Genomic DNA, 26,903 nt, shown 5'->3' on the forward strand with positions numbered 1-26,903 from the left:
TGAACCTGAATCGACCCATAACATATTATCCCGTTTTCGGAGAACACAATGAACGCGACAACCCTGCCGATTCTCGATCTGGCCCGCTACGCGGACCCCGCGGATAAAGCGGCCTTCCTGGCCGACCTGCGCCACGCCGCCCGCGACATCGGCTTCTTTTATCTGATCAACCACGGTGTCGACGACGCGCTTCAATATGAAGTTCAGCGCCAGTCCCAACGCTTTTTTGCCCTCGATGAGGCGCAAAAACAGCAGGTGGCGATGATCCACTCCCCCCATTTTCGCGGCTATAACCGCGCGGCCTCTGAGCTGACGCGCGGCCAGCCTGACTGGCGAGAGCAGTTTGATATCGGCGCCGAACGTCCGGCGCTGACCCTCAGCGATGACGCCCCGCGCTGGCAGCGCCTGCAGGGTCCGAATCTGTGGCCTGCCGCCCTGCCGTCGCTTAAACCGGTATTACTTCACTGGCAACAGCAGATGACTCAGGTGGGGATCCGCCTGCTGCGCGCCTTTGCCGAAGCGCTGCAGCTCCCGGAGAATGCCTTTGACCGGCTCTATGGCGACAAACCCAACGAGCATATCAAACTGATCCGCTATCCCGGCCAGCAGGAGACGCAAAGCAGCCAGGGCGTCGGCGCCCATAAAGATTCCGGTTTTCTCAGCTTCCTGCTGCAGGACGAACAGAAAGGGCTGCAGGTTGAGGTGGCGCCCGGGCAGTGGATCGACGCTGTGCCGCTGGCCGGCAGCTTTGTGGTCAATATTGGCGAACTGCTGGAGCTGGCCACCAACGGCTATCTGCGCGCTACCGTTCACCGGGTGGTGTCGCCGCCGGCGCAGCAGCAGCGCCTCTCCATCGCTTTCTTCCTTGGCGCCCAGCTTGACGCGGTGGTGCCGGTTTATACCCTGCCGCCCGAGCTGGCGCGTGAGGCGCGCGGTCCGGACAGCGACCCGCACAATCCGCTGCTGCGCGATGTCGGCTGGAATTATCTCAAGGGCCGTCTGCGTTCCCATCCGGACGTGGCGGAACGCTACTATCAGGACGTGTTTCGCGAACGCGCCGAGCAATTGATCGTTTAACCATAACTAAAAAGGAACACACCATGAAATATGCCGCTTTTAAACTGGCAGGGGTCGCACTGTCTCTTTCTCTGGCATGGACGTCTGCCCAGGCCGCCGCGCTGCGCGTCGCCGCGGACCCGGTTCCCCACGCGGAGATCCTCAACTACATCAAAAAAATCGATCCCAGCCTCGATCTGAAGGTGGTGGAGCTGACCAGCGGGGTCAACGCCAATGAACTGCTGGCCAGTGGCGACGTAGATGCCAACTACTTCCAGCATGTTCCCTACCTGAAGGATCAGGAAAAAGCGCTGGGTAAAACTTTTGCCGTCGCGGCCACCGTGCACATTGAGCCGCTGGGGATCTACTCGCATAAACATAAAAATTTCTCGTCGCTGCCCGACAACGCCACGGTGGCGGTGCCGAATAACACCACCAACCTGAGCCGTGCGCTGTTCCTGCTGCAGGCACAGAAGCTTATCAAGCTGGCCCCTAAATTTACCGACCCGGCCACCACTCTGGCGACGCCGAAGGATATTGTCGAGAACCCGAAACACCTGAAGATCCTGGAGATTGAATCGCCGCAGATCCCGCGCTCCCTCGACGATGTCGACCTGGCGGTGATTAACGGTAACTACGCCCTCGAAGCCGGGCTGGTGCCGGCGAAAGACGCTCTGGGGCTGGAAAGCGCCGAGCATAACCCCTACGCCAATATCCTGGTGACCACCCCAGCCCTGGCCAATGACCCGCGCATTAAGGCGCTGGCGAAAGACCTGACGTCGCCGCAGGTAGCGGAGTTTATCCGTAAAAACTACAACGGCTCGGTGATCCCGGTGGCCCCTCAGTCATGATAACCATCGAAGGGCTGAGCAAAACCTACGCCGGAACCGGCCGACCGGCGCTGAACGATATCGCGTTACAGATCCCGAAAGGGGCGATATACGGCATTCTCGGGCGCAGCGGCGCCGGCAAAAGTACGCTCATCCGCTGTCTCAATTTGCTGGAGCGGCCCACCTCGGGCCGCATTCTGGTGAACGGACAGGATATTACACAGCTGAACAAGGCGGCGCTGCGGGATTATCGCCTGCGTACCGGGATGATTTTCCAGCACTTCAATCTGCTGCATGCCCGCACCGTCGCCGACAACATCGCGGTGCCGCTGGAGATAGCCGGGGTGCCGCGGGCCGCTCGCGAAGCGCGGGTGCGCGAACTGCTGGAGCTGGTGGATCTCAGCGACAAGGCCGCCGCCTTCCCGTCTCAGCTTTCCGGCGGGCAAAAACAGCGCGTCGGCATCGCCCGGGCGCTGGCCGCCCGACCGGAGGTGCTGCTGTGCGATGAGGCGACCAGCGCGCTGGATCCCGAGACCACCGCCTCGGTGCTGGCTCTGCTGGCGGATATTAACCAGCGGCTCAATCTGACCATTGTGCTGATAACGCACCAGCTGGAGGTGGTGAAAACCATTTGTGACCACGCGGCGCTGCTGGAACAGGGCGAAATTGTCGAAAGCGGCAAACTCGCCGACCTGCTGGTGACCCCGTGGTCACGGCTGCGTCAGTCGCTGCTGCACGACCCGCAGGCTGAACAGGATTTTCTTACCCGTCACGGCGTTCAGGGGAGGCCATTATGCGGAGTAGCATGAGCTGGGAAGATTTGTGGCCGTTATTACTCGACGGCACGCTGGATACGCTCTATATGGTGGGCCTGGCGGCCCTGTTTACCGTGCTGATCGGGCTGCCCACCGGTGTGTTGTTATTTATTTCCCGCGCCAACGGCCTCGCGCCGATGCCGAAACTGAACGCGCTGCTGGGGGCGGCGATCAACATCGGCAGATCGTTACCGTTTATCGTGCTGCTGATCGCGCTGATCCCTTTTACCCGCCTGATCGTCGGCACCACGCTGGGCAGCACCGCCGCTATCGTGCCGGTGACCATCGGCGCCTTTCCGTTCTTTGCCCGCCTGACGGAAAACGCGCTCGACGAGGTGGATTACGGGAGAATCGAAGCCATTCTGTCGATGGGCGGCAACGTCTGGCACGTGATTTTTAAATCTCTGCTGCCGGAAGCCCTGCCGACGCTGCTGGCCGGGATTACGCTGACCATCGTGATGCTGATTGGCTTTTCGTCGATGGCCGGGGTGATCGGCGGCGGCGGACTCGGCGACCTCGCCATCCGCTACGGCTATCAGCGGTTCAATAATGAGGTGATGTTTGGCACGGTGCTGATCCTGGTGGCGATGGTTCAGGGCGTACAAATGGCCGGCGATCGGCTGGTGCGCCGCCTGGCACACCGCCGCTAACCGTCAGATATTAATTCCAGCCGCACTCAGCCGCCAGCTGGCGGACCAGACTGGCGGCGTCACACTCGCGGATCAACCCCACACCCTGCCCGGCCCAGTGTGCGCCATACTCATGGACGCCCTGGGCTTTCGCGGCGGCGGCCAGCGCTTTGCCGATATCATATGCCAGCGGATAATCCGGCACAGCGCTCGCCGGACAGGCTTCCCCCACTGCGCAGAAGGTATTCGCCAGACAACGTGCCGGACGCCCGGATATCGCTGAGGTCAGTACCGTACGCCCGTCAATGCTGTTAGCGATCGCCGCGCGGTAGCCGGCGTCGGCGGCCGATTCCGGACAGAGTAAAAACGCCGTGCCGAGCTGAGCGCCCTGCGCCCCCAGCTGCATCACGCTGGCGATCCCCGCGCCATCCATGATGCCCCCGGCGGCGACCACCGGGATGGTCAGCTGACGCCGCAGATGTTGCACCAGAGTAAAGGTGCTCATCTGCGCGTCTGGCTCCTGCGGGTCGAAGATCCCCCGGTGCCCGCCCGCCTCAAAGCCCTGAGCGACCACCACGTCAATCCCCTGCTCCTCAATGACCTGCGCCTCCTTAAGCGACGTCGCCGTGGCCATGGTGACGATCCCCTGCTGTCGCAGGCGCTGGATCGCCTCGCGCTCAGGAAGGCCGAAATGAAAGCTCACCACCGCGGGTGAGAGATCGAGAAGCAGCTCCAGCATGGCGGTGTGGCCGATAAACGTCTGGTATATCTCCCTAAGCGACGCCGGAGGGAGACTGCCAAAGCGGGTAAAATGGGGGCGCAGCGTCTCAGCCCAGTCCGCCTCCCGTCGGGCGTCGCGCCGGGGCGGCGCATGGCAAAACAGATTGACATTGAACGGCCGGTCCGTCAGCTGGCGGGTGGCGACGATCATCGCTTCCGCCTGGGCAACGGTTGAAGCGCCCAGCCCCAGCGAACCCAGCGCCCCGGCATGACTCACCGCGGCAGCCAGCGCGGGGGTGGAGACGCCCGCCATCGGGGCCTGGATCAGGGGGTAGTCAATATCAAGAAGCGAAAGCAGTGAATTTTGCATGGGTTCCTCGTTCATGAGCGATGCCGGAGGCTTACCATCTCTTTTAAAGATGATAAGATCAACATCATTATCATATTGAGAATAAAAATATGAACCACAGCACACTGCAGATTTTTATCCAGGTGGCCGACACGCAAAGCGTCACTCTGGCAGCAAAACGGCTTGGCCGCGCCCAGTCCAATATCACCACCCGTATTCAGCAACTGGAGGAGGAGCTTGCCGTGGAACTCTTCGTCCGCGGCAACAAAAAAATGGTGCTGTCGCCGGCAGGCGTTCAGTTTCTCAGCTATGCCCGGCGGATCCTGAGCCTGGCGGAAGAGGCAAAGCAGAGTCTGCATCCAACCACGCCCGGCGGCAGCCTGCGGCTGGGCGCGATGGAGGCGACCGCCGCCAGCCGTCTGCCGCCGCTGCTCACCCGCTTCCAACAGCGGTGCCCGCAGGTGGATGTCACGCTCAGCACCCGGCCCACCCGCCAGTTAACCGAGGGGGTATTAACCGCTGCCCTTGATGCCGCGCTGGTCTGCCTGCCGCCAGGGACGGATGGCCAACCGGCATGCCCGCCCGGCCTGGGATCTGTCCCGGTGTTTCAGGAAACCCTGATGCTGGTCCGTCCGCAGAGCGCTGGCCCGCTGCGGTTCGCGGCATTTGCCAGCGGCTGCAGCTATCGGGCGCTGGGAGAGCGCTGGCTGGCGGAACAACAGGCGGCCGTCGAGGTGCATGAGGTGAGCTCCTATCACAGCATGCTGGCCTGCGTGGCCTCCGGGCGCTACGCCTGCCTGTTGCCGCAGAGCGTGCTGGCGCTGATGACGCTTCCCGAAAACAGCCTAAGCGAACCGCTGTGCGAGGCGACCACCCAGCTTATCTGGCGCCAGGGGTTCAGCACCTCCGCCCTCAGCGAGTGGCGCATCCTGTTGCAAAGCGCCGCGAACGGCTAAGCTAAAAGAGGAAACCGCGACGCATTCGCCGGAGGCGAACCTGAGCTCTTACCGACAAACGCAGAGGCGTTTTGCCGCTACAGTATCCACCCGAGCGACAAAATCGTTTTCGCCAGGTCGCGGCCATGATGCCGCTTTTTTGCCGGGTGGCGGCTGCGCCTGACCCGGCCTACTGGCGGCGCTTAGCCGGCTAAGGGTTCCTCCGCTCCGTAGGCCCGCGCAAGCGCAGCGCCGCCGGGCACCGGGTCGCGGCCATGATGCCGCTTTTTTGCCGGGTGGCGGCTGCGCCTGACCCGGCCTACGCCTTTTGGGAGTCAATATGTCGTTCTGCCACATGCGCATCGCCAGACCGGTCAGCGAACTGGAGAGCACCGCCAGCATGTATTGCGCCGGGCTGGGGCTGCAGCAACTTGGAAGCTTTACCGATCATGAAGGATTCAGCGGGATGATGATCGGTTCGCCGGATGCCAGCTGGCATCTGGAATTCACCCACTGCCGCCACCATCCCGTTACCCCCTCGCCAGGAGATGAAGATCTGCTGGTGCTGTACTATTCTCAGCCTGAGGCCTGGAAGGCACAATGCAGCGCTATGGACGCCGCCGGGTTTCTGCGCGTCACGGCATTCAACCCCTACTGGGAGGTCAACGGCGTCACTTTCGTCGACCGCGACGGCTATCGCACCGTGCTGCAAAATCACGCCTGGGGGGAAGTGCGAAACGTTTCACATCACGAGGAGCCTCAATAACCTCCCCGAGGTGACCCGCACCGCGCCCGGCGGGGACGTTAAGCCTGTTCCGCCCGCAGCCACGGCGTCACGGTAAGCCCGGCCAGCAGACCTTCCGGACTGAGCAGACGGGTGACGGTCTGCCCCCACGGCTCGTCGCGCGCGGCAACAAGGAGATGGTACCCCTGCTGCTGCAGCCGCGCCGTCGCCGCGGCAAGGTCGCGGACCTCAAATTCAATCCACGCCTGCGGCACCGGCTCCGTCTCCGGCCACTGCTCCTGACCAAAACAGGACTGCGCCGCCTGCGCCAGCGGCCACAGCGCAAAATGCTTCACCCCGCCGATGGCATCCTGCTCGCTAAGCAGATACGCCTCGTTACCCGGCATCGGCTTCAGCGGCAATCCCAATGCCTGACAATAGAAATCACGGCTTTGCGAGGTGCTTTGGGTAATAGGGCCGAAGCCCGCAATGAACATAACGTCAATATCGGCGAATTCCTGGGACATATTCTCTCCTCAAGGCGGCGGCAAGATACCGTCATCATGCCCCGAAGCCGGCGTCAGCGGCAACACCGTTAATGACGGCGGCGAGGCCATCGATCACGGATAAAACGCCCTCGCCACTCGCCAGCCTCTTCGCGGCGCGTTATGCTAAACATCCCTATGTATTCACCCTCTATCCCTATGAGCACTTCCGTCAGCACCACGCAACTTAATCTGCGCATCATTTCGATCGTTGTTTTTACCTGTATCTGTTATCTCTCTATTGGTCTGCCGCTGGCCGTTCTGCCGGGTTATATTCACTATCAGCTAGGCTACAGCACCTTTGTCGCCGGGATCGTGATCAGCCTGCAGTACATCTCGACGCTGATAAGCCGGCCGCACGCCGGGCGCTACACCGATATCTGGGGCCCGAAAAAAGTGGTTAGCCTCGGGATCGTCTGCTGTCTGCTCAGCGGCGCCTTCACGCTGCTGGCGGTAATGTTGCAGGCGATGCCGATGCTGGCGATTGCCGCGCTGTTGGCGGGCCGGGTGTTTCTTGGCGTCGGCGAAAGCTTTACCGCCACCGGCGCCACGCTCTGGGGGATCAAAACCGTCGGCGCGATCCATACGTCGCGGGTGATCTCCTGGAACGGCGTGGCAACCTATGTGGCGATGGCGGTCGGCGCGCCGCTGGGGGTCACCCTTAATCAGTATTTCGGCATCAGCGGCTTTGCCACGGTGGTGGTGCTGGTCGCCGCCATCGGACTGCTGTTCGCCCGCACGCGGCAGGACGTCAGCGTGACCGCCGGCGTCAGAGCGCCCTTTCACGCGGTGGTGCGCAAAATCTGGCCTTATGGGCTGGGGCTGGCCTTTGGCACCGTCGGTTTCGGCGTTATTGCCACCTTTATCACCCTCTACTTTGCCGCGCACAGCTGGCAGGGCGCCGCGTTTACCCTCTCGCTGTTCAGCGTCGGCTTTATCTGTGTTCGCCTGGTGCTGGGGAACACCATCACTCGCTATGGCGGGGTCCCGGTATCCCTGGCCTGCTTCGTCATCGAATGTCTCGGCCTGCTGCTTATCTGGCTGGCGCCGTCGGCCTGGGTGGCGGGGATCGGCGCCTTTCTCACCGGCTCGGGTTTTTCGCTGGTCTTCCCGGCGTTGGGGGTTGAGGCGGTAAAACAGGTGGAAGAGCAAAACCAGGGGACCGCCCTTGGCACCTACTCGGCGTTCCTTGATCTCGCGCTGGGGCTGACCGGGCCGCTGGCCGGCTGGGTCGCCGGTTACTACGATCTCGCCACCCTGTATCTGCTGGCGGCAATCGTCGTAGTGTTCGCTTTCCTGCTGATTTTACGCGTATATCTGCAACAGCGGGCCGCGGTCAGGACGTAGCCAGGCCCGGCTCGCGGAACGCCGCGGGCCGCCGACACCGGCAAAAAACGAATCGGCAATTGACGACGATTCGGCTTCCGTGCCAACATCCCCTTCAGCGTCTGGCGACAGATGCAAGGACGGTGGCGGAAAACAACAGAGATCGCGCAACGATCCGGCCCGCCGCCGTAGTCCAATCCGAATCACTGACCCACACGGTGAATTCCTGATTCTGGCGGGAAACACAGACATGCACCAAAGTTTTAATCAGCGCGTTCATTTCTATTACTGCGTCCTGGTCGCGCTGAAGATGCACGGAAAGTCGAAAAAGTCGGGCGGTATCAGAGGAAAGAACAACTTTCTGCTGAAATGGCTGCGCCGGGCGCAGGATAACAACATTTTCCCTCCCGATATCACCAGTGAAATCGAATGGCTGCGCGGGAAGATTATTCAGGCCGGCTACGATACCGATCTCGAGCCGATGCTGGATTTTGTTTACGCCACCGCCAGCCGCGCCGAAGCGCTCAAGAACGCCGAATAAGCCACTGCGCCCGCTGCGGGCGCAGATGCTGCCCAATCCGCTTACTCCCTGACAATGTGCCCATCACGCACGGGATAGCCTGCTGAGGTTATTTTATCGGTGACACTGTCACGCAAGGCAGATGCTGCAGTGGATCATTTCCCCCTGACAGGCGGCCCCGGGCGTTCTATGCTTTGCCCTGTCTCCCTTACACAGGACAACGCCCGATGGCCGACTGGAACCCTTCGCTGTATCTGCAGTTTGACGCTGAGCGCACCCGCCCGGCGGCTGACCTGCTTTCCCGTATCGCTCACCTGCAGGTCGAGAGCGTCGTTGACCTTGGCTGCGGGCCGGGCAACAGTACCCGCCTGCTGCGTGCCGCCTGGCCGCTGGCGGCGATCGTCGGTATCGATAACTCCCCGGCCATGCTGGGCCAGGCGACGCAGGCCTTACCTGACTGTGAGTTTATCGAGGCCGATATCGCCAGCTGGCGGCCTGCGCAACCGCCAGACGTCATCTATGCCAACGCCTCGCTGCAGTGGCTGGCGGATCATGAGACGCTGTTTCCGCATCTGGTTAACCAGCTGGCGGAGAACGGTACGCTGGCGGTGCAGATGCCGGATAACTGGCAGGAGCCCTCCCATACTCTGATGCGTCAGGTCGCCGGCGAGCTGGGATTACCGGACCGTGGTCGCCAGCCCTTGCTTCCGCCGAACGCCTGGTACGATCTGCTCACCCGTCAGGGCTGCGCAGTTGATATCTGGCGCACCACCTATTTTCATCCGCTCGCTTCGCATCAGGCGATCGTCGACTGGCTGCAGGGCACCGGACTGCGACCTTATCTGACGGGCCTCGATGAAGCGGCCAGGAGCGCCTTTCTGACCCGCTATTTGGCATTGCTGGCCGACCACTATCCGTTACAGTGTAACGGAATGGTGCTTCTGCGCTTCCCGCGTCTGTTTATCGTGGCGCGAAAAAGAGCCGCCTGACGGTTGGCAGGAGTAAATCGTAAAACATAACCAACCCAAAAATAAGAGCGGGCCAGCAGACCATCCTGATTTTCAGGATTAACTATCCTGAACATTGCGATATTCAACACATTCCTCAGCGTGCGACAGTGACGACCACTTCAACCTGTAACGGGAGTCACAATGCATACCCCCCCTGTCGATCGCCACACGCTGGCTGCCATTGCGCCAAAACTGGCCGAACTGACCGAAACGGTGCTGTTTGGCGATATCTGGGCGCGTAGCGAGCTGTCGCTCCGCGAACGCAGCTTAATCACCCTCTCCGCCCTGACGGCGCTGGGCAAAACGGAGCAACTGCCCTGGCATATCGCCTACGGCTATCAAAATGGCCTGAGCCAGGAGGAGATGGTCGAAATGTTTACCCACCTGGCGTTCTACGCCGGCTGGCCGGCGGCGGCCAGCGCCCTGACCTGCCTGAACGCGCAGGAGGCGCCATGCCTCTGACGCGTATTTCGCTTGGCGCGGCCTGGCGCCCCGCGGAGTTTGCTCAACTGTCGGCGCTATTCCATGAATGCCTGGTGGCGGAGTTTGACGTGCCGCCGGCGGACAAATTTCAGTTTATCGAGCAGACCGCCGACGGACAGCGCATTTACGACCCGCATTATCTCAGCGGCGGGCGCAGCGCCCGTTTCGTGCTGTTTCATATTTTCGCCGGGAAGCCGCGCCGCCGGGCGCAGAAACAGGGGCTCTACCGTCGGCTGTGCGCGCGGTTAGCCGATGAGATGGCGGTCAGCCCGCAGGACGTGATGGTGGTGATCCAGTTTAACCAGCTGGAGGACTGGAGTTTCAGCGCCGGCATAATGGCGGGTGAATAAGACAGGCGGCGCCTGCAGGGCGCCGCGATTCAGGCTATTTTGTTGCTACCAGGCGAGATGATGCACCAGTGACAGATCCCAGGCCGTCGCCAATAGCGAAAGAAACATTATCAGATTGACCACTGTTTCGAGACGTTTTTCCATCGTTGCTTCTCCTGAGCCTGTTTCCCCTGTTATAGCGGGAAAAGCTTAACAACATCTTATCGCTTCAGGAGTCGAGGGTGATCCTGTAGCGCACATAATCGTCAGCCGGGGTGAATTCATCATACAGGTGGCGGGCGGGATTATCACGGCGAGTATGCCAGTACAGACGTGACCAGCCTTTCTCAGCCCCTTCGGTTTGCAGCGACTTAATCAGCGTTCTGGCAATGCCTTGTCCGCGGAAGGCAGGATCGACGAATAGATCCTCCAGATAGCAGATCGGCGTGGTGACCCAGGTGCCTTCGTGCAGAATGCAGATAGCGAACCCCACCACGGTATCATCCACCACCGCGACTCTGCCCAGCACGGGTGAGTTCACCTCCAGCATCCGCTGCCAGGTGCATTCGGTCACCTCTTCCGGCTGCGGGCTGCCGTAGAAGCGGGTATAGTCTTCCCAGAGCTGAAGCCATTCGGCTTTGTCATGCGGCCGAACTTCCCGGATATCGATGACCATGCGAGTTTCCTTACAGATGAATGAATTAGCCTGCGAACATTGGCAGGAAATATGTGTTAAGGCCATTATTTTCCTGCGCAGGTATTTGTTCAAGCGGCTTAACCACAATTCTCCCCCTGTGCAGGGCGATTTGGCACTAAAAAGCCTTTTGCAGCGAGGCTGCCGACCGGCTTAATCCGGTTAATAAAAAAGTATGTTGTAACTAATTCGAGTGCGATTAAACCCGGCCGCAGCCGGGTGAATAGACTCCGCTATCAGCAGAGCGGCCTGACGGCGTCGCGCATACCGCGGGTCAGGATAGCGTCAAGGTCAGCGGCGACCTGCTCCACCAGGCCGGGGATTTGGCTGAGATCCTGCTCCCAGTGGGACTCCACGCTGAGCACAGCGGAAACCAGCTCGCGGGTGCATATCTGGCCGTCACGATGGCGGGCCCAAAGCGTCTGGTAGCGCGTCAGCCATTCCGCATCATCCTGTACCGGATAGCTTGTCCCCTCCCGCTCTCCCCGGTAGAAGGCGATCAGCGCCGCCAGGGCGAAGGTCAGGCGCGGCGGCAGCGCGCCATGCGCCTTCTGCCCTGCCAGCAGCTGCGGCAGAATACGGGTGCGGTATTTGGTCATGCCGTTGAGAGCGATCGAGAGCAGCTGATGTTTGATATAGGGATTACGGAAGCGTCCGGTCACGGCGCTGGCGAATGACACCAGCTCATCGCGCGGCAGATCCAGCACCGGAATAATCTCGTCATAAATCGCCTTTTCGACAAACGCGCAAATTTCCGCATCGTTCATCGCCTCGCCGACGGTGTCGATCCCGGTCAGGAAGGCCACCGGCACCAGGGCGGTGTGCGCCCCGTTGAGGATCGCCACTTTGCGCTCTTTATAGGGCTTGATATCGTCCACGATGCGCACATTGAGCGGCAGCTTATCGAGTCGCAGCTCGCTGGCTAATGAGGCGGGCCCCTGAATAACGAACAGATAAAAGTGCTCGGCAGTATCGAGGAAAGCGTCCTGATAGCCGGTTTGCGCCTCCAGAGCCGCCACTTCATCGCGCGGGTAGCCGGTCACAATGCGATCCACCAGCGTGGAACAGAAGGTATTTGCCGACGTCAGCCAGTTGATAAAGGCCTGCGGCAGCTGCCACTCGGAGGCATAGCGCAGCACCAGCGTCTGCAACGCCTCGCCGTTATAATCGATCAGTTCGCAGGGGATGATCACCCATCCCTTATCGGCTGCGCCGGCAAAATGCTGGTAGCGTTCAAACAGCAGGCGGGTCAGTTTTGCCGGATAGCTTACCGGCGGCGCGTCATCAAACCGATCCCCGGCATGGTAGCTGATGCCCGCCTCAGTGGTATTGGAAAAGACAAACCGCATCTGGGGGTTATGCGCCAGCCGTAAAAAAGCGTCGTAGTCAGCGTAAGCGCTGATTTCCCGGTTGACCGAGCGGATCAGCCGCGCGTCGCTCACCGCTTCGCCCTGCTCGTTGAGACCGCGAATGATGGTGGTATAGAGGCCGTCCTGGGTATTCAGGGAGGGGGGGAAATCGGTGGCGATAGGACGAACGACCACGATGCCAGCATTCAGGTCGGTATGCGTGTTGAGCAGGTCAATCTGCCAGTCAACGAATGCGCGCAGGAAGTTACCTTCTCCAAACTGGATGATACGGTCAGGGTACTGCGCGCCGGGGAAATCACGACGGTTTAACGTTTTCACAATGGGTTCCCTCTAAGAGTAGTCATACAACCTGAGTAATTGGTCCAATAACTTATCAGGTTTTACTACCAGTGAAACCCTGTTTTGATCAAAGGATTCTGTAATAACCGCCGTCAGGGAAGAAACTTATAGAACAGTGAAGTGGCGGTCATCTCACCGTCAGGCATCAGCGCATAGCGCGGAATTTCGCCCACTTTTTCCCAGCCACAGCGGACATAGAACTGTTCCGCCCCGCTGCCGGTCGCCGTGTCCAGCACCAGCACCGTCTTGCCTACCCGCCGGGCGGTTTGCTCCAGCTCCGCCATCAGCGCGTTGGCAATCCCCAGGCGACGGGCATTTTGGTGAACCAAAAGTTTGGCCACGTCCGCACGATGGGGCTGGTTTTCCGGTTGGCTGGTGATCAGTTGCACGGTGCCGACGGGACGTTCCTCAGCGTCAAGGGCGGCCAGCACGATGCGCTCCCCGGCCGCCACGCTGTTGGCGACATGTTGCCAGAAGGTCGTCGCCGTCTGCTGACTGAAAGGCAGCATAAAGCTCACCGAGGCGCCGCCGTTCACGCAGCTCGCCAGGATATCGCTTAATGCCGGAAGGTGATGAAGAATATCGTCGCGCGATAGCGTGCGCAGTGAAAATGATGTGATCATACTAGCTCCTTGTTTTTGACCACATCACTATATTTTAACCAAGCATTAACACAAGCATAACACCTATAGGATTTTCTTATGGTGCGCTTTCCGTCAGCGTCGGCATACAGATGCGGTTACGGCCTGTCTGTTTGGCTTTGACCATTTCATCGTCCGCCGCCAGCAGCAGCTGGTTAAACAGCTCGGTAATACGGGCCTGGCCCACCTCGCGTGTCTCCAGTCCCATACTGATGGTCAGGTGGATCGGGTTATGTCCCCAACCGAAAGCTTGCGACTCTACGCCGTGGCGGATCTTCTCCGCCAGCAGGTAACCCTGCTGGGTGCTGTCGACCACGGCGGCGACCGCAAACTCCTCGCCGCCGATACGGGCGACCATACCCTGCTCGCCCACCAGTTGCCTGACCTGCTGGGCAAACTGAGTCAGTACGCAATCTCCGCCCTCATGGCCCAGGGCATCGTTCACCCTTTTGAAGCCATCGATATCCAGCACCATCACCGTCAGCAGTTTATCGGCCGGCAAGGCCTGACGCTTCAGCGCCTCGCTCAGCCCGGAACGGGAATAGACCCGGGTCTGGAAATCAAAATCGGCGCGCAGGGCCAGCTGTTTCACCAGCATGTTAATCGCCTCGACGCTGGAGGCGACGATCACCGGACTTATCAGCATCGCCGCGATCCCCAGGCGAGTGGAGAACAGCTGCCACGGCTGCATTCGCGTATCCGGCGCAAAGTGAATTAACGAGTTGGCCACCAGCAGTATCTCGCCGATGCCGGTGAGAAAGGTCAACAGGCAGGTCAGCGGCAGCGGATAGCGCACGGCGCACCAGATCAGGGCCGGTAACGGGAAGGTAATGCTGCCGGCGCCGCCCACCGCCACGCCGAGGGCAATCGACAGCACCAGCGCCAGCGCGGGCAGCAGCTGGCGAAAGCGAAAACCGCTTAACGCGGAGGGCAGCGTCAGGGTCAGAATAAACGGCAGAATAAGCACCGCCGTCGAGAACTGCTCGCTAAACCAGTCCGCCAGCTGGGGAATAAAGGTGGCGCGCTCGACGTCCACCGACCCCAACGCGCCGACCGCTGCGCACAGCAGCGCGGCTAACAGACAGAAACAGAATAAATTAAGCGCGTTAATCGGGCCGGGCATCGAGTCGGCGCGTCGTTTATCCCACAGCACCAGCTGCGCCAGGGTCACAATAAAGACAATATTGGAGAAGTTAATCAGCAATGAGGCAAAGCCCATTCCCCAGCGCGAAGTTAATCCGTCATAGACCAGCATTGCCGCAAAGCAGACGGCATAAAAATAGCTGCGATTAAGCCATACGTAGCGCGCAAAGATCCCGGCCATCACTGCGTTGAGCGGCCAGAAGAAAGAGAGCTCCTGCACCAGACGCAGCATCGCGCCCAGAAAATGCAGCAATAGCGTTAACGTAAATAAGACCAGTGCATCGCGCACGGGTTGTTCTTCACGAAACAGCGTAAATGACCGAATCGACAGTGAAGACATTCAGTAATTATCCGTCTAATTGTTTCAGGCAATTATTATGTTAATAGTTAGTTAGCGGATTCTCATAACATGAGAATATTTATCAGGCATACTCCGGCGCCGATCAAATGCAAATTAGCGCACAGACGGGCCATTCATCTGCAGCACCAGCCAGCGGTGGATCACCTGCACAATATAGCGCTGCTCCTGCTCGCTCAGCGCGCGGCCATGGGGAATGGCGTGCCATTTTTCCAGGCAGCCGCGACAGCAGGTGGCGGTCGCGTGCTGGGCGATAAACACCGGGTGACCGCGCATCGGCGTCTGCTTGCCATCATTGGCCGGCGCGGCGGACGCCAGCCGCTGACGGATAAAATCGGCGGCATGCTGGTCGATGACCTCCGGCCCTTTATCGAGGCAGTATTGCCGCTCTTTCATTCCCAGCCGGAAGCGTGAACGAAACGTCGAACGCGCCAGGCGAGCAAATAATCGATCCTGATCGACCATCAGAACACCGACCTCCCCATCCGCTGAGTCAGTTTCTCCAGCAGCGCCACGCCGGCCAGGGAGTTCCCCGCCTCGTCAAGCTCCGGGCTCCAGACCGCGATCGCCATCTCCTGCGGCACAATTGCCACAATTCCGCCGCCGACGCCCGATTTCGCCGGCAGACCGACGCGCCAGGCAAACTCGCCGGCGTTCTGGTACATGCCGCTGGTCATCATCAGGGCATTCACCTGGCGGGACTGTATCGGCGCGATAACCGGCGTTTCGAGATGCGGGGCAATGCCGCGGTCGGCGAGAAACAGAAAGGTTCGCGCCAGCTCGACGCAACTCATCTCCAGCGAACAGTAGTGGAAATAGTTCTGCAGCACGGTGGCGACATCATTATGGAAGTTGCCGAAGGATTTCATCAGCCAGGCGATAGCGGCGTTGCGCGCCGAATGCTCAAACTCAGAGCGGGCCACCAGCGGATCGTAGGCGATATCGGCCACGCCGCTCAGGCGGCGGACAATCTCCAGCATTCGCTGGCGCGGCGCGCTGAGCCGGCTCTGCAGCATGTCGCAGACAACCAGCGCCCCGGCGTTGATAAACGGGTTGCGCGGTTTGCCCTGCTCGATCTCGAGCTGCAGAAGCGAGTTAAAGGGCTGACCGGAGGGATCTTTCCCCACCCGCTGCCAGATCTCCTCTTCCTGATAGTGGTTCATGGCCACCACCAGACTCAATACCTTGGAGATCGACTGGATGGAGAATCGTTCATGGGCATCGCCGGCGGCAAAATGTTGCCCGTCCACCGTACAGATAGCGATGCCAAGCTTATCGCCGCTGACGCTGGCCAGCGCCGGAATATAATCCGCCACTTTACCGCGGCCAATCAGCGGCCTGATTTCTGCCAGAATGGCTTCCAGCATTGCGTTATTGATCACCGTCGCCACACGCGGCTCCTTGCCCACCGTCGAATTTTGGTGGGCGAGTATAGCAGACGAGAACGACGGTCGTCAGGGGCAAACGCAGATTAGCGACGGTCTTTCCAGACGGTCTGCGCATTGCAGAACTCATGCAGGCCAAAATGCGACAGTTCACGACCAAAACCGCTCTTCTTCACGCCGCCGAAAGCCACCCGGGCGTCGCTGGCGCAGTAGCCGTTAAGGAAGACACCGCCGCACTCCAGCTCGCGGGCAAAGCGCTGGGCCTGCGCCTCGTCGGTGGTGTAGACCGTTGCCGACAGGCCAAATTCGCTGTCGTTGGCGAGGGCCAGCGCATGGTCTGCGTCACGGGCGGTGGTCAGGGTCGCGACCGGACCAAACAGCTCCTGGCGGAAGCCGGTCATGCCGGCGGTGACGTTGCCCAGGACCGTTGGCGCATAGTAATTGCCCGCCCCTTCGATTTTTTCCGCCCCCAGCAGCAGGGTTGCGCCTTCATCGAGGGTCGCCGTTACCTGCTGGTGCAGTTCATCGCGCAGATCGAATCGCGCCATCGGCCCGACGTAATTCTGCTCGTCGCGCGGATCGCCCATCTTCAGCGCCGCGACGGCGTCGACAAATTTGCGGGTGAAGGCCTCGGCAATGCCGGCTTCGAGGATAAAGCGCTTCGACGCGGCGCACACCTGGCCGCTGTTCTGATAGCGGCCGGTGACGGCGGCCTTCACCGCTTCATCCAGATCGGCATCATTCAAAACGATAAAGGGATCGGATCCCCCCAGCTCGAGCACGCATTTCTTCAACGCTGCGCCCGCCTGAGCGCCAATCGCTTTCCCGGCGCGGACGCTGCCGGTGACGGTCACCGCCGCGATGCGGTCGTCATTGATAATCTGCGTAACGCCGTCATTGGTGGCGTTGACCCAGCCAAACACGCCCTCCGGCAGGCCGGCGGCGGCAAAAATCTCGCCCAGCAGGCGGGCGCTGCCCATCACGTTCGGGGCGTGCTTCAGCAGGTAGCTGTTGCCGGCCAGCAGGATCGGCACCGCGCCGCGCAGCACCTGCCAGACCGGGAAGTTCCACGGCATCACCGCCAGAATGGCCCCCAGCGGACGATATTCGATCACCGCCTGGTTATTTTCCACCAGCGTGGCTTCGGTCGCCAGCATCGCCGGGCCATGTTCGGCATACCAGTCACAGAGATTGGCGGATTTCGCCACCTCGCCGCGAGCCTGAGCAATCGGTTTGCCCATCTCGAGAGTGATCGTCTGGGCCACCTCTTCACCGCGGGCGCGCAGCTCGGCCCCGATGCGGCGCAGCGCGTCGGCGCGTGCGGCGAGCGGCGTCTGACGCCACTGGCGATAGCCCGCCGCGGCGAGAGCGATAGCCGCGTCGACCTCGCGTTCGCTGGCCCACGGCAGCGAGGAGACCACCTCGCCGGTAGTCGGGTTGACGGAGACGGCGTGCGTTGCAGATAAATTCATCGTTATTCTCTCTCTCGTTGCTTGCGAAGTGAACGTATTCTGGCTTACCTTTCCATTCATTGAAAATGAATAATATTAAGCAACGCATTCACAAAAGAAGAATAGTATGGACCTGACTCAGCTAGAGATGTTTAACGCCGTCGCCAGCACCGGCAGCATTACCCAGGCGGCGCAGAAAGTGCATCGCGTGCCGTCCAACCTCACCACCCGCATCCGCCAGCTGGAGGCGGATCTTGGCGTTGAGCTGTTTATCCGCGAGAACCAGCGGCTGCGCCTCTCGCCCGCGGGCCACAGCTTCTTACGCTACAGCCAGCAGATCCTCGCCCTGGTGGACGAGGCGCGAATGGTAGTGGCGGGCGACGAACCCCAGGGACTGTTCTCTCTCGGTTCGCTGGAGAGCACCGCGGCGGTGCGGATCCCCACCACCCTGGCCCACTTTAATCAGCGCTACCCGAAAATTCATCTCGCCCTCTCCACCGGCCCCTCCGGGACGATGATCGACGGCGTGCTGGAGGGAGCCCTGAGCGCCGCGTTCGTTGACGGACCGCTGGTGCACCCGGGCCTGGAGGGGCTGCCGGTGTTCCCTGAAGAGATGATGATCGTCGCCCCCTACGGCCACGCGCCCATCGCCCGCGCCAGCGAAGTGAACGGGGCTAATGTCTACGCTTTTCGCGCCAACTGTTCCTACCGCCGGCATTTTGAGAGCTGGTTCCATGCCGACAGAGCCACTCCGGGCCGGATCCATGAGATGGAGTCTTATCACGGGATGCTGGCCTGCGTGATCGCCGGCGCTGGGCTGGCGCTGATCCCGCGCAGTATGCTGGAGAGTATGCCGGGCCATCAGCAGGTTTCCGCCTGGCCGCTGGCGGAAGAGTGGCGCTGGCTCACCACCTGGCTGGTGTGGCGTCGGGGCGCCAAAACCCGCCAGCTGGAAGCGTTTATAGCACTGCTGAACGAAGATCGGCAAACAGCGGTTTCTCCATAAAGACGCTGAGCGGATCGGGCTGGTAGGGAGCAAACGCGCAGCGGGTCTGATAGCCGTTACGCGTATAGAGGGTGATGGCCGCATGCTGATGGATGCCGGTCTCCAGGCGCAGAGTATGGCAGTCGCGCTGGCGCGCTTTCGCCTCCAGGGCCGCCAGCAGCTTTTCTCCCAGCTGTTGCCCACGATGCTGTGGATCAATATAGACCCGCTTCATCTCGCCAAAACCTTCCTCGCTGAGGACGATAGCCCCACAGCCAACGGCTTCGCCCTGCGGACTGCGGATCGCCAGGGCGATCACTGTCTCCGGCGGCAGCTGACCGAGGTCCAGCAGATGGTTGCTCTCCGCCGGGTAGAGTGTCTCCTGCCAGGCGTCGAGGGCGGCAATCAGGGCGGTAAATTCGGCGTCGGTGGGGGCGATGTCGGTGATGGTATACATAGGTGAGCTCCTTTTTTTACGCCACTGTAGCGCGCCCCGGAACGGTTACCGCCATAGCATTAACTTATATTGCCGCCCGCCACTTGCGCTAACTAACTGAAACGCAGTAACTTTATCCCCTGCCGTCCGTTTTTGAGACCTGAATATGCGCACCAAAGCCCGTAAAGTGATGATTATTGGCGCCGGTAACGTCGGCGCGTCAGCGGCCTACGCCCTGCTCAACCAGAGCATTTGTGAGGAGCTGATCCTCGTCGACCTTAACCAGCCGCGCGCCGAGGCCCACGCTCAGGACCTCAGCGACGCCGCGGCCTATCTGCCGGGGATGATGACCATCTCCACCCGCGAGGCCAGCGACTGCGCCGATGTCGACATCGCGGTGATCACCGTCTCCGGCGGCGCGCTGCGCCCCGGCCAGAGCCGTCTCGATGAACTGACCACTACCGCGAAAATCGTCAAGAGCATTGTGCCGACCATGATGGCCAACGGGTTTAACGGCATCTTCCTGGTGGCCACCAACCCGTGTGACATCATCACCTGGCAGGTATGGCAGCTCTCCGGCCTGCCGCGCAGCCAGGTGCTGGGCACCGGCGTCTGGCTGGATACCACCCGCCTGCGTCGTCTGCTGGCGCAGGAGCTGAACATTGGCGCCCAGAGCATCGACGCTTTTATCCTCGGCGAGCACGGCGATACCCAGTTTCCGGTATGGTCGCACTCCTCGGTATATGGCACGCCGATCGCCGACCTCTACCAGCAACGCACCGGCCGGCCGCTCGACCGGGAGGCGATGGCCGACAAAGTGCGCAAGCTGGGGTTTGAGATCTACGCCGGCAAAGGCTGTACGGAATATGGCGTGGCAGGCACCATCGCCGAGATCTGCCGCAATATTTTTACCGGCAGCCACCGCGCGCTGGCGGTCTCCTGCATTCTTGACGGTGAGTACGGGGTCAGCGGCGCGGCGGCTGGGGTGCCGGCGGTGCTGGCCCAGGGGGGCGTGGAGCAGTTTATCGAACTGCGACTGGCCGGCGAAGAACAGGCGAAGTTCAGCCAGTCGGTTGCGGTGATCAAAGCCAATATCGCGCGTCTGCCCTGACGGCAGACGGCCGCGTCTGGATCAGTCGGCAATGATTAGCTGAGGGGAAAGGGTCACCAGCGCCTCGCGGGTCGCTTCCGGCAGGTGGCCGTCGGTGACGATATCGGTCAACGACTCCAGCGGGGCAATGTTGAAGAGTGACCAGGCGCCGTATTTGGAGCTGTCCGCCAGCAGAATGCGCCGGCGGGCATTGGCCATCAGATCGCGTTTCAGGGCGGCCTTCTCCTCCGTCGGGGCGGTGATCCCTTTCTCAAGGTCCCAGCCGTTGCAGCTGACGAAGGCGAGATCGGGCCAGATGGTCTGCAGCAGGCGGCGGCCGTGATCGCCGATGCACGACTGGCTGCTGTCATCGATGCGCCCGCCGATAATCGTCACTTCAATCTGCTTAAATTCCGACAAAAACAGGGCGATATGTAAATCGCTGGTGATCACCCGCAGCGGCAGATGGGTGATCTGCCGCGCCAGTTCAATCATGGTGGTGCCGGCATCAAGCACAATGGCGTCGCCGGCTTTCACCAGCGCTGCCGCCGCGCTGGCGATCGCCTGCTTTTCCAGCGGGCTGCGCTGGGCTTTCTCCAGCGTCGTCGGCTGGGCAGGAATAAACCGGTTCAACGTCACCCCGCCATGCGTGCGGCTGATCACCCCTTCCTGATCGAGTTTGATCAGGTCGCGGCGAATGGTGGCTGGCGAGGCGTTGGTCGCCGCCACCAGCTGGTCGACTGTCACCAGATTATGGCTTTTCAGGAAGTCCATAATCTGCTCTAACCGGTTATATCCCTTCATGTTATTCCTGCGCGATGTGCATGGCGAGCTCAATGGAGGTTGCCATGCTCTCAGACTTCGCTTTACCTGTCCAGGCAATATCAAACGCGGTGCCATGATCCGCAGAGGTGCGGATAAACGGCAGCCCGGCGGTGATATTGACCCCATCATAGAATCCCAGCAGCTTCAGCGGAATATGCCCCTGGTCGTGATACATCGCCACGACCATGTCGTACATCCCCTCATGACACTGCATAAACACCGTGTCCGGCGGACAGGGGCCGGTTACCTCCACTCCCTGCTCCCGCATGGCGGCAACCGCGGGGGCGACGATGCGGATCTCTTCATCGCCAAACAGGCCGTTCTCCCCGGCGTGCGGGTTCACGCCGGCGACCGCAATGCGCGGACGCTGATAGCCGACCCGGCGCAGAAAGCGATCCGCCACGCCGATCACTGTTTCAATCCGCGGCTGGTTGAGGGTGTCAAGGAACTGGCGCAGGGCGATATGGGTGGTGATATGGATAACCTTAAGCTTTTCGGTATACAGCACCATGGCGTAATCGGTAGTTTGCGTCAGGTGGGCCAACAGTTCCGTATGGCCGGGAAAAGCATGCCCCGCCAGATGCAGCGCCTCTTTATTCAACGGCGCGGTGGCGATGGCCGCGACGGCGCCCTCCAGCGCGAGGCGGGTCGCCCGCTTAATGCAGCGAAACGCCAGATCCCCGGCCTGGGCCTGCACTTCGCCAGGACGCAGCCCCTGCGGGTCGCTGAGCGGCTCATCGATGACGTTAATCGTCGCCGGGGCAAAGCTTGCCTCGGCGGGATGGTCAATGATGCGCAGCTCCGCCCGCGGGGTGATGTTCAACGCCAGGATACGCCGCAGCGTCTGCGCGCAGCCCACCACCACCACCGGCGCGCCGCTCAGCGCCCCTTCGGCGAGGGATTTGATAATAATCTCCGGACCAATCCCTGCCGGGTCGCCCATTGTGACTGCAATGATGTTAGACACTCAGTTTCTCCTCAATAAAATTCACAACATGTAATAGCGTGGTGTCGGTGCCGAATCCTCCGGCTTTAGTCATCACCGGCCGCGACCAGCGGCCGCCGAGGAAGTATCCGTATGGGACGCACTCCGCGACCCGGCCGCGGATCTGAAAACCGCTGGCGCCGAGCGCCTGAGCCACGGCGATGGCCACATCGCCACCGGAGAGATACAGCGCGCCAGGGGGGCACAGCGCCACCGCCTGTGCCGTAACGTCGGCAAGCCAGGCGCAGATGTGCTCCCCGTAGGCCGCACGGCTGAGACCGCGTTCGCGGCACTGAGCTTCAATCCCGTGCCGGACGGCGTTATTCGGGCGGGTGGTCACCACGCAGTGATCACCCTCACGCAGCACCTCGGCGATCCGCGAGGCTTCCTCCTTCGGCGATCCGCTAAAGGCCTGTTCGACATCAATTTCGATCTTTCTCACTCGGGAATGAGCCTGCAGCGCCGCGACCTGGCGCTGCGCCATCTCGCTCATCGAGCCGACCACCGCCAGCAGCGGCCCCTGCTCGCTGCGGCGCAGGCGGCGCGCCAGCGCCTCGCAAAGGCCTGCCGAGCCGACCAGCAGGGTCTCCTGCGCATGAGGAGCGACGGCGTCAATCACCTGGTCCAGATGGCTGTCTTCCCAGGCGTCGATAATCAGTACCTGCCTCGCTTCGCCCGCCGTCGCTAACGCTCCCGGAAGCTGGGCGGCGCTCAGCGACCGGCTCGGCAGCCGGCTCTGCATGGCGAGAATGCCGGCAATATCCGCCCGGCTAACCGGCGTCTTCGGATCGCTGGCAAATTCGGTGTGATCGAGGGGTATCCCGTGTACATAGCAGCGTCCGTCCCGGGTATGCCGCCCGGCCGCCGGGTAAGCCGGCGCCACAACCGCCACCCGGCAGCCCTGCGCCGTCATCATCGCTTCCAGTTCGGCGCCGGGGTTGCCGCGCAGCGTGGAGTCGATCTTCTTTATCTGCCAGCGCGGGGCGAATCGCGCCGCGCCGCGCAGCAGAGCGGTGACCTTGTCGGCGGCCGCACCGGCGGTCATCGCCCGGCTGTCGCTGTTGAGTATTAACGCCCGGGCGGATGACGCCTGCCCGGCGGAGAATGCCACTTCTACCGACATGCCCGCCTCCGCCAGGCTGACCCCGGCGTCATTGGCTCCGGTAAAGTCATCTGCCAGCACCAGCACGCTGTTATTGCCGTCTTTCATTGTCCTGCCTTGTGGTCGTTGTAAACGTTGCAAACCTGAATTTGATTATATTCAATCATATTTGATTAAATGTGAGCAAGCTCAAGTTATTAAACCGCCGTATAAATTATAACTTTTCCCCACCAGACGAGTAGAACGACTCGTGAATGATTGAATTCAATCAACCACTACCAAGGAGAAACGCGTGGCGACGATACACAGCACGATCATCAGCGGGGCTGGCGCCTCATCGGCCCTGCTCCCGCTGCTGGCAGATAAAACCCGTATCCTGCTGGTGACCGACCAGAACGTCGGGGCGCTGGAGGCGACCCGGGCGATCCAGCGTCTGCTGGCGGCTGACGGGCGCCAGGTTGAGGTCATTAACAGTGTGCCTGCCGAGCCCAGTCATCAGGATGTGGCGGAGATCGTCAGCCAGCTGGGCGCTTCTCAACCGCAGATGGTCGTCGGCATTGGCGGTGGGAGCGTGCTGGACGTGGCGAAACTGCTGTCGGTGCTGCTGCATCCGCAAGCCCCCACTCTGACGGCCCTGCTGGCGGGTGAACAGCCGCAACGACGGCTATGCTCTCTGCTGATCCCTGCCACCGCCGGGACCGGCTCCGAAGCAACGCCGAACGCTATTCTGGCGATCCCCGAGCAGCAGACCAAAGTGGGGATCATCTCCCCGGTGCTGCTCCCGGACTACGTCGCCCTGCTGCCGGAGCTGACCACCAGCATGCCGGCCAGCATCGCAGCCTCGACCGGGATCGATGCTCTGTGCCATCTGCTGGAGTGTTTCACCTCCACCGTGGCCAACCCGATAAGCGATAACGCGGCGTTAATCGGTTTACACAAGCTGGTGCGTCATATCGAACGCTCGGTGGATCAGCCGCAGGATCTGACGGCGAAGCTGGAGATGCTCTGGGCCTCGTGGTACGGCGGCGCGGCGATCAACTATGCCGGCACCCATCTGGTGCATGCGCTCTCCTATCCGCTCGGCGGCACCTGGCACCTGCCGCACGGGGTGGCCAACGCCATTCTGCTGGCGCCCTGCATGCGGGTGGTCCGCCCCCACGCGGTGGCGAAGTTCGCTCAGGTCTGGGATCTGATCCCCGACGCGGACCTCACCCTCAGCGAGGAAGAGAAATCCCATGCGCTGGTGGCATGGCTGGCGGCGCTGGTCAAACGCTTACCGCTGCCCGATAACCTCGCCGCGCTCGGCGTTCCCGCAGACAGCATCCCCGCCCTCAGCGCGGCGGCGCAGAACGTTAAACGCCTGATGAATAACGCCCCCTGCAGCGTCAGCCGTGAAGAGATCGCGGCTATCTACCAGACGCTGTTTCCGGAACATGCCTAACAGGAGAAAATCAAATGAGGAGAGCCATTAGCGGCGTACTCACCGCCATCGTTACCCCCTTTACCACCGAGGGAGCCCTTAACCTGCCAGCGCTGCAGCATCAGGTGCAGCGCCAGATCGCCGCGGGCAACGGCATATTCTGCGGCGGCACCAACGGCGAGTTTTTTGTCCTCAATGAGGAAGAGAAGATCGCCGTCGCCAGAACCTGCGTGGAGGCGGCCGCCGGTCGCGCGCCGGTGGTAGCCCACATCGGGGAGGTTTCCACGCGGGAGACCCGCCGGCTTGGCCAGCAGATCGCCCGCCTCGGGGTTGACGCGGTATCGGCCATTACCCCGTGGTTCGTGCCCCTGAAGCAGGAAGAGCTGATAAACCACTATACGGCGATCGCCGACGCGCTGAGCGTCCCGCTCTTTCTTTACAACATTCCCGCCCGCACCGGTAACACCCTTGCGCCGGAGACAGCGCGTAAGCTGGCGCAGCACGACAATATCATTGGCATCAAGGATAGCGCTGGCAGCTACGACAGTCTGAGAGGCTTTCTTGACGCGGTACGCGACATTGACGGTTTCGACGTTCTCAACGGCCCGGACTCGCTTATCCATCAGGGGTTTGTCGACGGCTGCTCAGCCTGCATCTCGGGGCTTGCCAACGTCGCGCCTGCCGAGATCAACGCTATCTGGTCGCTGTTCCATGCTGGAGATATCGCCGGATCGCGCCAGGCGCAGGAGCGGGTAACGGGCCTGCGCACCGACCTGTACAAGGTAGCGTTCTCACCTGCGGCGGTGAAAAAAGCGCTGCAGCTGATGGGCCATGAGGTGGGCGACAGCCGCTACGCGGTGCAGTTTAGTGACCAGCAGCTGCAGGAAATACGCGGCATCATTGCCCGTTATTTAGCGTAATACCCGCTGCGTTTCGTAAATAAAACAGACCGGGTACCGCCGTACCCAGGATTCGTACGCCCAGAGAGAGGCTAAGATGAATCATTTTACCGCTGAAGATACCTTTATTATTGTCGGCATTGTCATTGCCTATATTCTGTTTACCACCTGGCTGACATTCCGTATTCGTAGTAAGAATTCCGGGGATTTTATGGAAGGCTCGCGCGCCATGCCGGCCTTTATTGTCGGTATATTACTGATGTCGGAATATATTGGCGCCAAATCAACCATCGGTACCGCTCAGGCCGCCTTTGAGAGCGGAATTGCCGCCTCATGGTCCGTGCTGGGGGCGGCCATCGGCTTCCCGCTGTTCGGTTTGATTCTGGTAAAGCGCATCTATAACACCGGGAAAATCACCATATCCGGGGCTATCGCTGAGAAATATGGCACCAGTACCAAAAATATTATCTCCCTGATCATGATTTATGCGCTGTTGCTGGTTAACGTGGGCAACTACGTCAGCGGCGCCGCGGCTATTTCCACCGTCTTAAAAGTCAACTTACCCGTGGCCGCCTTTATTACCGCCATCGTCAGTACCTTCTATTTCGCCTTCGGCGGCATGAAAGGCGTCGCCTGGGTCACCATGTTACACAGCGCGTTAAAATACGCTGGTCTGTTGATCATTCTGGGTTTTGCTCTGTCCAAAACCGGCGGCTTCACGCCGATGATTGCGAAGATGCCGGATTACTACTGGACGTGGGATGGCAACATTGGCGCTGGCACTATCTTCGCCTGGCTTATCGGCACTATCGGCTCCATCTTCTGCACCCAGTTTGTTATCCAGGCGATCAGCTCCACCAAAGACGTCCGGTCAGCAAAGCGCTCCACGTGGATCGCCTTCTTTTTCTGCCTGCCCATCGCCCTTGCCATCGCCATCATCGGCGTGGCGGCGAAGTATCTGCATCCGGAAATCAACAGCCTGTACGCCCTGCCGGTATTTCTGCAGGACATGAATCCCTGGCTGGCGGGACTCGTGACAACGTCACTTGTGGCCTCGATATTCGTCAGCGTAAGTACCGTTGCTCTGGCCATTGCCTCGCTGGTGGTGAAAGATTTCTACGTACCATGGCGTAACCCAACTCCGGACCAGGAGTTCAGAGCCACGCGCTGGGCATCGTTAATTATCGGCTTCCTGCCGCTGATCTTTGTGCTGCTGGTGCCGGAAGTGCTGAAACTCTCCTTCTTCACCCGCGCCATCCGCCTGTCCATTACCGTAGTGGCGGTCATCGCCTTCTATGCCCCCTTCTTCAGGAGCACCCGCGGCGCCAATGCCGGTCTGATCGGCGCCTGCGTGGTGACCTCCGTCTGGTATTTACTTGGCGATCCGTTCGGCATCAATAACATGTATGTCGCCCTGGCGACCCCGGCGATCATTATGGTCATCGATCGCCTGATCCCGAATAAATCACAATCATCCCCTGCCCCTGTTGAGCAACGTGGAGTCTAAAA

The 26,903-nt window shown here is 60.8% G+C and carries 29 protein-coding genes; 16 read left to right on the top strand and 13 right to left on the bottom strand.

Going from position 1 to position 26,903, the window contains the following annotated elements:
- Positions 1–48: 48 nt before the first annotated feature.
- Genes AC6CWS_RS13355 through AC6CWS_RS13370 form a run of 4 tightly spaced genes read left to right on the top strand, consistent with a single transcriptional unit; the run spans position 49 to position 3,351 of the window.
- On the top strand, positions 49–1,077 hold the full coding sequence (locus AC6CWS_RS13355; protein WP_049014130.1) for an isopenicillin N synthase family dioxygenase: 1,029 nt from the start codon (positions 49–51) through the stop codon (positions 1,075–1,077).
- A gap of 23 nt (positions 1,078–1,100) precedes the next feature.
- Positions 1,101–1,907, top strand: coding sequence for a MetQ/NlpA family ABC transporter substrate-binding protein (locus tag AC6CWS_RS13360; protein WP_065882391.1), 807 nt, complete (start codon positions 1,101–1,103; stop codon positions 1,905–1,907).
- Positions 1,904–2,695, top strand: coding sequence for a methionine ABC transporter ATP-binding protein (locus tag AC6CWS_RS13365; RefSeq protein WP_023289653.1), 792 nt, complete (start codon positions 1,904–1,906; stop codon positions 2,693–2,695). Before AC6CWS_RS13360 ends, AC6CWS_RS13365 begins: the two co-directional genes overlap by 4 nt.
- Positions 2,692–3,351, top strand: a complete 660-nt coding sequence (locus AC6CWS_RS13370) for a methionine ABC transporter permease (RefSeq protein ID WP_072096700.1) — start codon at positions 2,692–2,694, stop codon at positions 3,349–3,351. The genes AC6CWS_RS13365 and AC6CWS_RS13370 overlap by 4 nt, the downstream gene beginning before the upstream one ends.
- Positions 3,352–3,361: 10 nt before the next feature.
- Here the strand turns inward: AC6CWS_RS13370 and AC6CWS_RS13375 are convergent, their stop codons facing one another.
- The gene (locus AC6CWS_RS13375) at positions 3,362–4,420 is read right to left on the bottom strand and encodes an NAD(P)H-dependent flavin oxidoreductase (RefSeq protein WP_065882450.1); all 1,059 of its coding nucleotides are present in this window, start codon (positions 4,418–4,420) and stop codon (positions 3,362–3,364) included.
- 89 nt (positions 4,421–4,509) lie between these two features.
- Between AC6CWS_RS13375 and AC6CWS_RS13380 the strand changes: the two genes are divergently transcribed.
- Together AC6CWS_RS13380 and AC6CWS_RS13385 are read left to right on the top strand one after the other, a co-directional pair.
- A complete protein-coding gene (locus AC6CWS_RS13380; protein WP_049014133.1) occupies positions 4,510–5,355 on the top strand; it encodes a LysR substrate-binding domain-containing protein in 846 nt (281 codons plus the stop codon).
- A gap of 319 nt (positions 5,356–5,674) precedes the next feature.
- Positions 5,675–6,100 carry a VOC family protein gene (locus tag AC6CWS_RS13385; RefSeq protein WP_498256405.1) on the top strand — a complete coding sequence of 142 codons (426 nt, stop codon included), beginning with the start codon at positions 5,675–5,677 and terminating at the stop codon, positions 6,098–6,100.
- 38 nt (positions 6,101–6,138) lie between these two features.
- Here AC6CWS_RS13385 and AC6CWS_RS13390 read toward each other — a convergent pair whose 3' ends face one another.
- Positions 6,139–6,585, bottom strand: a complete 447-nt coding sequence (locus AC6CWS_RS13390; RefSeq protein ID WP_032452804.1) for a VOC family protein — start codon at positions 6,583–6,585, stop codon at positions 6,139–6,141.
- A 177-nt stretch (positions 6,586–6,762) separates the two neighbouring features.
- Between AC6CWS_RS13390 and AC6CWS_RS13395 the strand changes: the two genes are divergently transcribed.
- From AC6CWS_RS13395 to AC6CWS_RS13415, 5 genes are all read left to right on the top strand, one after another.
- Entirely contained in the window at positions 6,763–7,950 is a 1,188-nt protein-coding gene (locus tag AC6CWS_RS13395; protein ID WP_023289646.1) for an MFS transporter, read from the top strand.
- Positions 7,951–8,179: 229 nt separating this feature from the next.
- Entirely contained in the window at positions 8,180–8,470 is a 291-nt protein-coding gene (locus AC6CWS_RS13400; protein WP_008804940.1) for a hypothetical protein, read from the top strand.
- A 206-nt stretch (positions 8,471–8,676) separates the two neighbouring features.
- Positions 8,677–9,438 (top strand): trans-aconitate 2-methyltransferase, encoded by a 762-nt coding sequence (tam, locus tag AC6CWS_RS13405; protein WP_065882387.1) that lies wholly within the window; start codon positions 8,677–8,679, stop codon positions 9,436–9,438.
- A gap of 162 nt (positions 9,439–9,600) precedes the next feature.
- Positions 9,601–9,921: a carboxymuconolactone decarboxylase family protein gene (locus AC6CWS_RS13410; RefSeq protein ID WP_023289644.1), complete on the top strand. Its 321-nt coding sequence runs from the start codon at positions 9,601–9,603 to the stop codon at positions 9,919–9,921.
- The gene (locus tag AC6CWS_RS13415) at positions 9,912–10,292 is read left to right on the top strand and encodes a tautomerase family protein (protein WP_023289643.1); all 381 of its coding nucleotides are present in this window, start codon (positions 9,912–9,914) and stop codon (positions 10,290–10,292) included. The genes AC6CWS_RS13410 and AC6CWS_RS13415 overlap by 10 nt, the downstream gene beginning before the upstream one ends.
- Before the next feature lie 208 nt (positions 10,293–10,500).
- Here the strand turns inward: AC6CWS_RS13415 and AC6CWS_RS13420 are convergent, their stop codons facing one another.
- From AC6CWS_RS13420 to sad, 7 genes are all read right to left on the bottom strand, one after another.
- Entirely contained in the window at positions 10,501–10,947 is a 447-nt protein-coding gene (locus tag AC6CWS_RS13420; protein WP_140599568.1) for a GNAT family N-acetyltransferase, read from the bottom strand.
- A 254-nt stretch (positions 10,948–11,201) separates the two neighbouring features.
- Positions 11,202–12,653, bottom strand: a complete 1,452-nt coding sequence (locus tag AC6CWS_RS13425) for a tagaturonate reductase (protein WP_065882386.1) — start codon at positions 12,651–12,653, stop codon at positions 11,202–11,204.
- Positions 12,654–12,766: 113 nt separating this feature from the next.
- Positions 12,767–13,297, bottom strand: coding sequence for a GNAT family N-acetyltransferase (locus AC6CWS_RS13430; protein ID WP_065882383.1), 531 nt, complete (start codon positions 13,295–13,297; stop codon positions 12,767–12,769).
- A gap of 76 nt (positions 13,298–13,373) precedes the next feature.
- Entirely contained in the window at positions 13,374–14,798 is a 1,425-nt protein-coding gene (locus AC6CWS_RS13435; RefSeq protein ID WP_023289639.1) for a GGDEF domain-containing protein, read from the bottom strand.
- A 114-nt stretch (positions 14,799–14,912) separates the two neighbouring features.
- Complete coding sequence (locus AC6CWS_RS13440) at positions 14,913–15,281, bottom strand: DUF4186 domain-containing protein (RefSeq protein ID WP_023289638.1); 369 nt, start codon at positions 15,279–15,281, stop codon at positions 14,913–14,915.
- Complete coding sequence (gene glsB, locus AC6CWS_RS13445; RefSeq protein ID WP_050534214.1) at positions 15,281–16,207, bottom strand: glutaminase B; 927 nt, start codon at positions 16,205–16,207, stop codon at positions 15,281–15,283. The genes AC6CWS_RS13440 and glsB overlap by 1 nt, the downstream gene beginning before the upstream one ends.
- A gap of 80 nt (positions 16,208–16,287) precedes the next feature.
- A complete protein-coding gene (sad, locus tag AC6CWS_RS13450; RefSeq protein ID WP_065882378.1) occupies positions 16,288–17,673 on the bottom strand; it encodes a succinate-semialdehyde dehydrogenase in 1,386 nt (461 codons plus the stop codon).
- 106 nt (positions 17,674–17,779) lie between these two features.
- On the opposite strand from sad, the gene ptrR reads away from it, so the two are divergent.
- Positions 17,780–18,658: a putrescine utilization regulator PtrR gene (gene ptrR, locus AC6CWS_RS13455; protein ID WP_023289635.1), complete on the top strand. Its 879-nt coding sequence runs from the start codon at positions 17,780–17,782 to the stop codon at positions 18,656–18,658.
- On the opposite strand, the gene AC6CWS_RS13460 is transcribed toward ptrR, so the two are convergent.
- Positions 18,612–19,094 carry a GNAT family N-acetyltransferase gene (locus tag AC6CWS_RS13460; protein ID WP_065882377.1) on the bottom strand — a complete coding sequence of 161 codons (483 nt, stop codon included), beginning with the start codon at positions 19,092–19,094 and terminating at the stop codon, positions 18,612–18,614. The genes ptrR and AC6CWS_RS13460 overlap by 47 nt on opposite strands.
- A gap of 145 nt (positions 19,095–19,239) precedes the next feature.
- Here AC6CWS_RS13460 and AC6CWS_RS13465 point away from each other — a divergent pair, with 145 nt between their 5' ends.
- On the top strand, positions 19,240–20,184 hold the full coding sequence (locus AC6CWS_RS13465) for an L-lactate dehydrogenase (RefSeq protein WP_065882375.1): 945 nt from the start codon (positions 19,240–19,242) through the stop codon (positions 20,182–20,184).
- A 21-nt stretch (positions 20,185–20,205) separates the two neighbouring features.
- Here the strand turns inward: AC6CWS_RS13465 and AC6CWS_RS13470 are convergent, their stop codons facing one another.
- The 3 genes from AC6CWS_RS13470 to dtnK are packed head-to-tail and all read right to left on the bottom strand — an operon-like array spanning position 20,206 to position 23,183.
- Positions 20,206–20,967: a DeoR/GlpR family DNA-binding transcription regulator gene (locus AC6CWS_RS13470; protein WP_023289632.1), complete on the bottom strand. Its 762-nt coding sequence runs from the start codon at positions 20,965–20,967 to the stop codon at positions 20,206–20,208.
- A 1-nt stretch (position 20,968) separates the two neighbouring features.
- Positions 20,969–21,955: a D-threonate 4-phosphate dehydrogenase gene (locus AC6CWS_RS13475; RefSeq protein ID WP_032452794.1), complete on the bottom strand. Its 987-nt coding sequence runs from the start codon at positions 21,953–21,955 to the stop codon at positions 20,969–20,971.
- Positions 21,948–23,183, bottom strand: a complete 1,236-nt coding sequence (dtnK, locus tag AC6CWS_RS13480) for a D-threonate kinase (protein ID WP_065882372.1) — start codon at positions 23,181–23,183, stop codon at positions 21,948–21,950. The genes AC6CWS_RS13475 and dtnK overlap by 8 nt, the downstream gene beginning before the upstream one ends.
- Before the next feature lie 184 nt (positions 23,184–23,367).
- Here dtnK and AC6CWS_RS13485 point away from each other — a divergent pair, with 184 nt between their 5' ends.
- From AC6CWS_RS13485 to AC6CWS_RS13495, 3 genes are all read left to right on the top strand, one after another.
- The gene (locus tag AC6CWS_RS13485; protein WP_065882370.1) at positions 23,368–24,516 is read left to right on the top strand and encodes an iron-containing alcohol dehydrogenase; all 1,149 of its coding nucleotides are present in this window, start codon (positions 23,368–23,370) and stop codon (positions 24,514–24,516) included.
- A gap of 14 nt (positions 24,517–24,530) precedes the next feature.
- Positions 24,531–25,415: a dihydrodipicolinate synthase family protein gene (locus tag AC6CWS_RS13490; RefSeq protein WP_065882368.1), complete on the top strand. Its 885-nt coding sequence runs from the start codon at positions 24,531–24,533 to the stop codon at positions 25,413–25,415.
- Positions 25,416–25,491: 76 nt separating this feature from the next.
- Positions 25,492–26,901 carry a sodium:solute symporter family protein gene (locus AC6CWS_RS13495; protein ID WP_065882365.1) on the top strand — a complete coding sequence of 470 codons (1,410 nt, stop codon included), beginning with the start codon at positions 25,492–25,494 and terminating at the stop codon, positions 26,899–26,901.
- Positions 26,902–26,903 lie beyond the last annotated feature (2 nt).

This window comes from Klebsiella sp. M041 (genome assembly GCF_059759695.1).

Bases quoted from the DNA above. Each gene is read 5' to 3' on its own strand.
- AC6CWS_RS13355 (WP_049014130.1), top strand. From the start codon at position 49: ATGAACGCGACAACCCTGCCGATTCTCGATCTGGCCCGCTACGCGGAC.
- AC6CWS_RS13360 (WP_065882391.1), top strand. From the start codon at position 1,101: ATGAAATATGCCGCTTTTAAACTGGCAGGGGTCGCACTGTCTCTTTCT.
- AC6CWS_RS13365 (WP_023289653.1), top strand. From the start codon at position 1,904: ATGATAACCATCGAAGGGCTGAGCAAAACCTACGCCGGAACCGGCCGA.
- AC6CWS_RS13370 (WP_072096700.1), top strand. From the start codon at position 2,692: ATGAGCTGGGAAGATTTGTGGCCGTTATTACTCGACGGCACGCTGGAT.
- AC6CWS_RS13375 (WP_065882450.1), bottom strand. From the start codon at position 4,420: ATGCAAAATTCACTGCTTTCGCTTCTTGATATTGACTACCCCCTGATC.
- AC6CWS_RS13380 (WP_049014133.1), top strand. From the start codon at position 4,510: ATGAACCACAGCACACTGCAGATTTTTATCCAGGTGGCCGACACGCAA.
- AC6CWS_RS13385 (WP_498256405.1), top strand. From the start codon at position 5,675: ATGTCGTTCTGCCACATGCGCATCGCCAGACCGGTCAGCGAACTGGAG.
- AC6CWS_RS13390 (WP_032452804.1), bottom strand. From the start codon at position 6,585: ATGTCCCAGGAATTCGCCGATATTGACGTTATGTTCATTGCGGGCTTC.
- AC6CWS_RS13395 (WP_023289646.1), top strand. From the start codon at position 6,763: ATGAGCACTTCCGTCAGCACCACGCAACTTAATCTGCGCATCATTTCG.
- AC6CWS_RS13400 (WP_008804940.1), top strand. From the start codon at position 8,180: ATGCACCAAAGTTTTAATCAGCGCGTTCATTTCTATTACTGCGTCCTG.
- tam (WP_065882387.1), top strand. From the start codon at position 8,677: ATGGCCGACTGGAACCCTTCGCTGTATCTGCAGTTTGACGCTGAGCGC.
- AC6CWS_RS13410 (WP_023289644.1), top strand. From the start codon at position 9,601: ATGCATACCCCCCCTGTCGATCGCCACACGCTGGCTGCCATTGCGCCA.
- AC6CWS_RS13415 (WP_023289643.1), top strand. From the start codon at position 9,912: ATGCCTCTGACGCGTATTTCGCTTGGCGCGGCCTGGCGCCCCGCGGAG.
- AC6CWS_RS13420 (WP_140599568.1), bottom strand. From the start codon at position 10,947: ATGGTCATCGATATCCGGGAAGTTCGGCCGCATGACAAAGCCGAATGG.
- AC6CWS_RS13430 (WP_065882383.1), bottom strand. From the start codon at position 13,297: ATGATCACATCATTTTCACTGCGCACGCTATCGCGCGACGATATTCTT.
- AC6CWS_RS13435 (WP_023289639.1), bottom strand. From the start codon at position 14,798: ATGTCTTCACTGTCGATTCGGTCATTTACGCTGTTTCGTGAAGAACAA.
- AC6CWS_RS13440 (WP_023289638.1), bottom strand. From the start codon at position 15,281: ATGGTCGATCAGGATCGATTATTTGCTCGCCTGGCGCGTTCGACGTTT.
- sad (WP_065882378.1), bottom strand. From the start codon at position 17,673: ATGAATTTATCTGCAACGCACGCCGTCTCCGTCAACCCGACTACCGGC.
- ptrR (WP_023289635.1), top strand. From the start codon at position 17,780: ATGGACCTGACTCAGCTAGAGATGTTTAACGCCGTCGCCAGCACCGGC.
- AC6CWS_RS13460 (WP_065882377.1), bottom strand. From the start codon at position 19,094: ATGTATACCATCACCGACATCGCCCCCACCGACGCCGAATTTACCGCC.
- AC6CWS_RS13465 (WP_065882375.1), top strand. From the start codon at position 19,240: ATGCGCACCAAAGCCCGTAAAGTGATGATTATTGGCGCCGGTAACGTC.
- AC6CWS_RS13470 (WP_023289632.1), bottom strand. From the start codon at position 20,967: ATGAAGGGATATAACCGGTTAGAGCAGATTATGGACTTCCTGAAAAGC.
- dtnK (WP_065882372.1), bottom strand. From the start codon at position 23,183: ATGAAAGACGGCAATAACAGCGTGCTGGTGCTGGCAGATGACTTTACC.
- AC6CWS_RS13490 (WP_065882368.1), top strand. From the start codon at position 24,531: ATGAGGAGAGCCATTAGCGGCGTACTCACCGCCATCGTTACCCCCTTT.
- AC6CWS_RS13495 (WP_065882365.1), top strand. From the start codon at position 25,492: ATGAATCATTTTACCGCTGAAGATACCTTTATTATTGTCGGCATTGTC.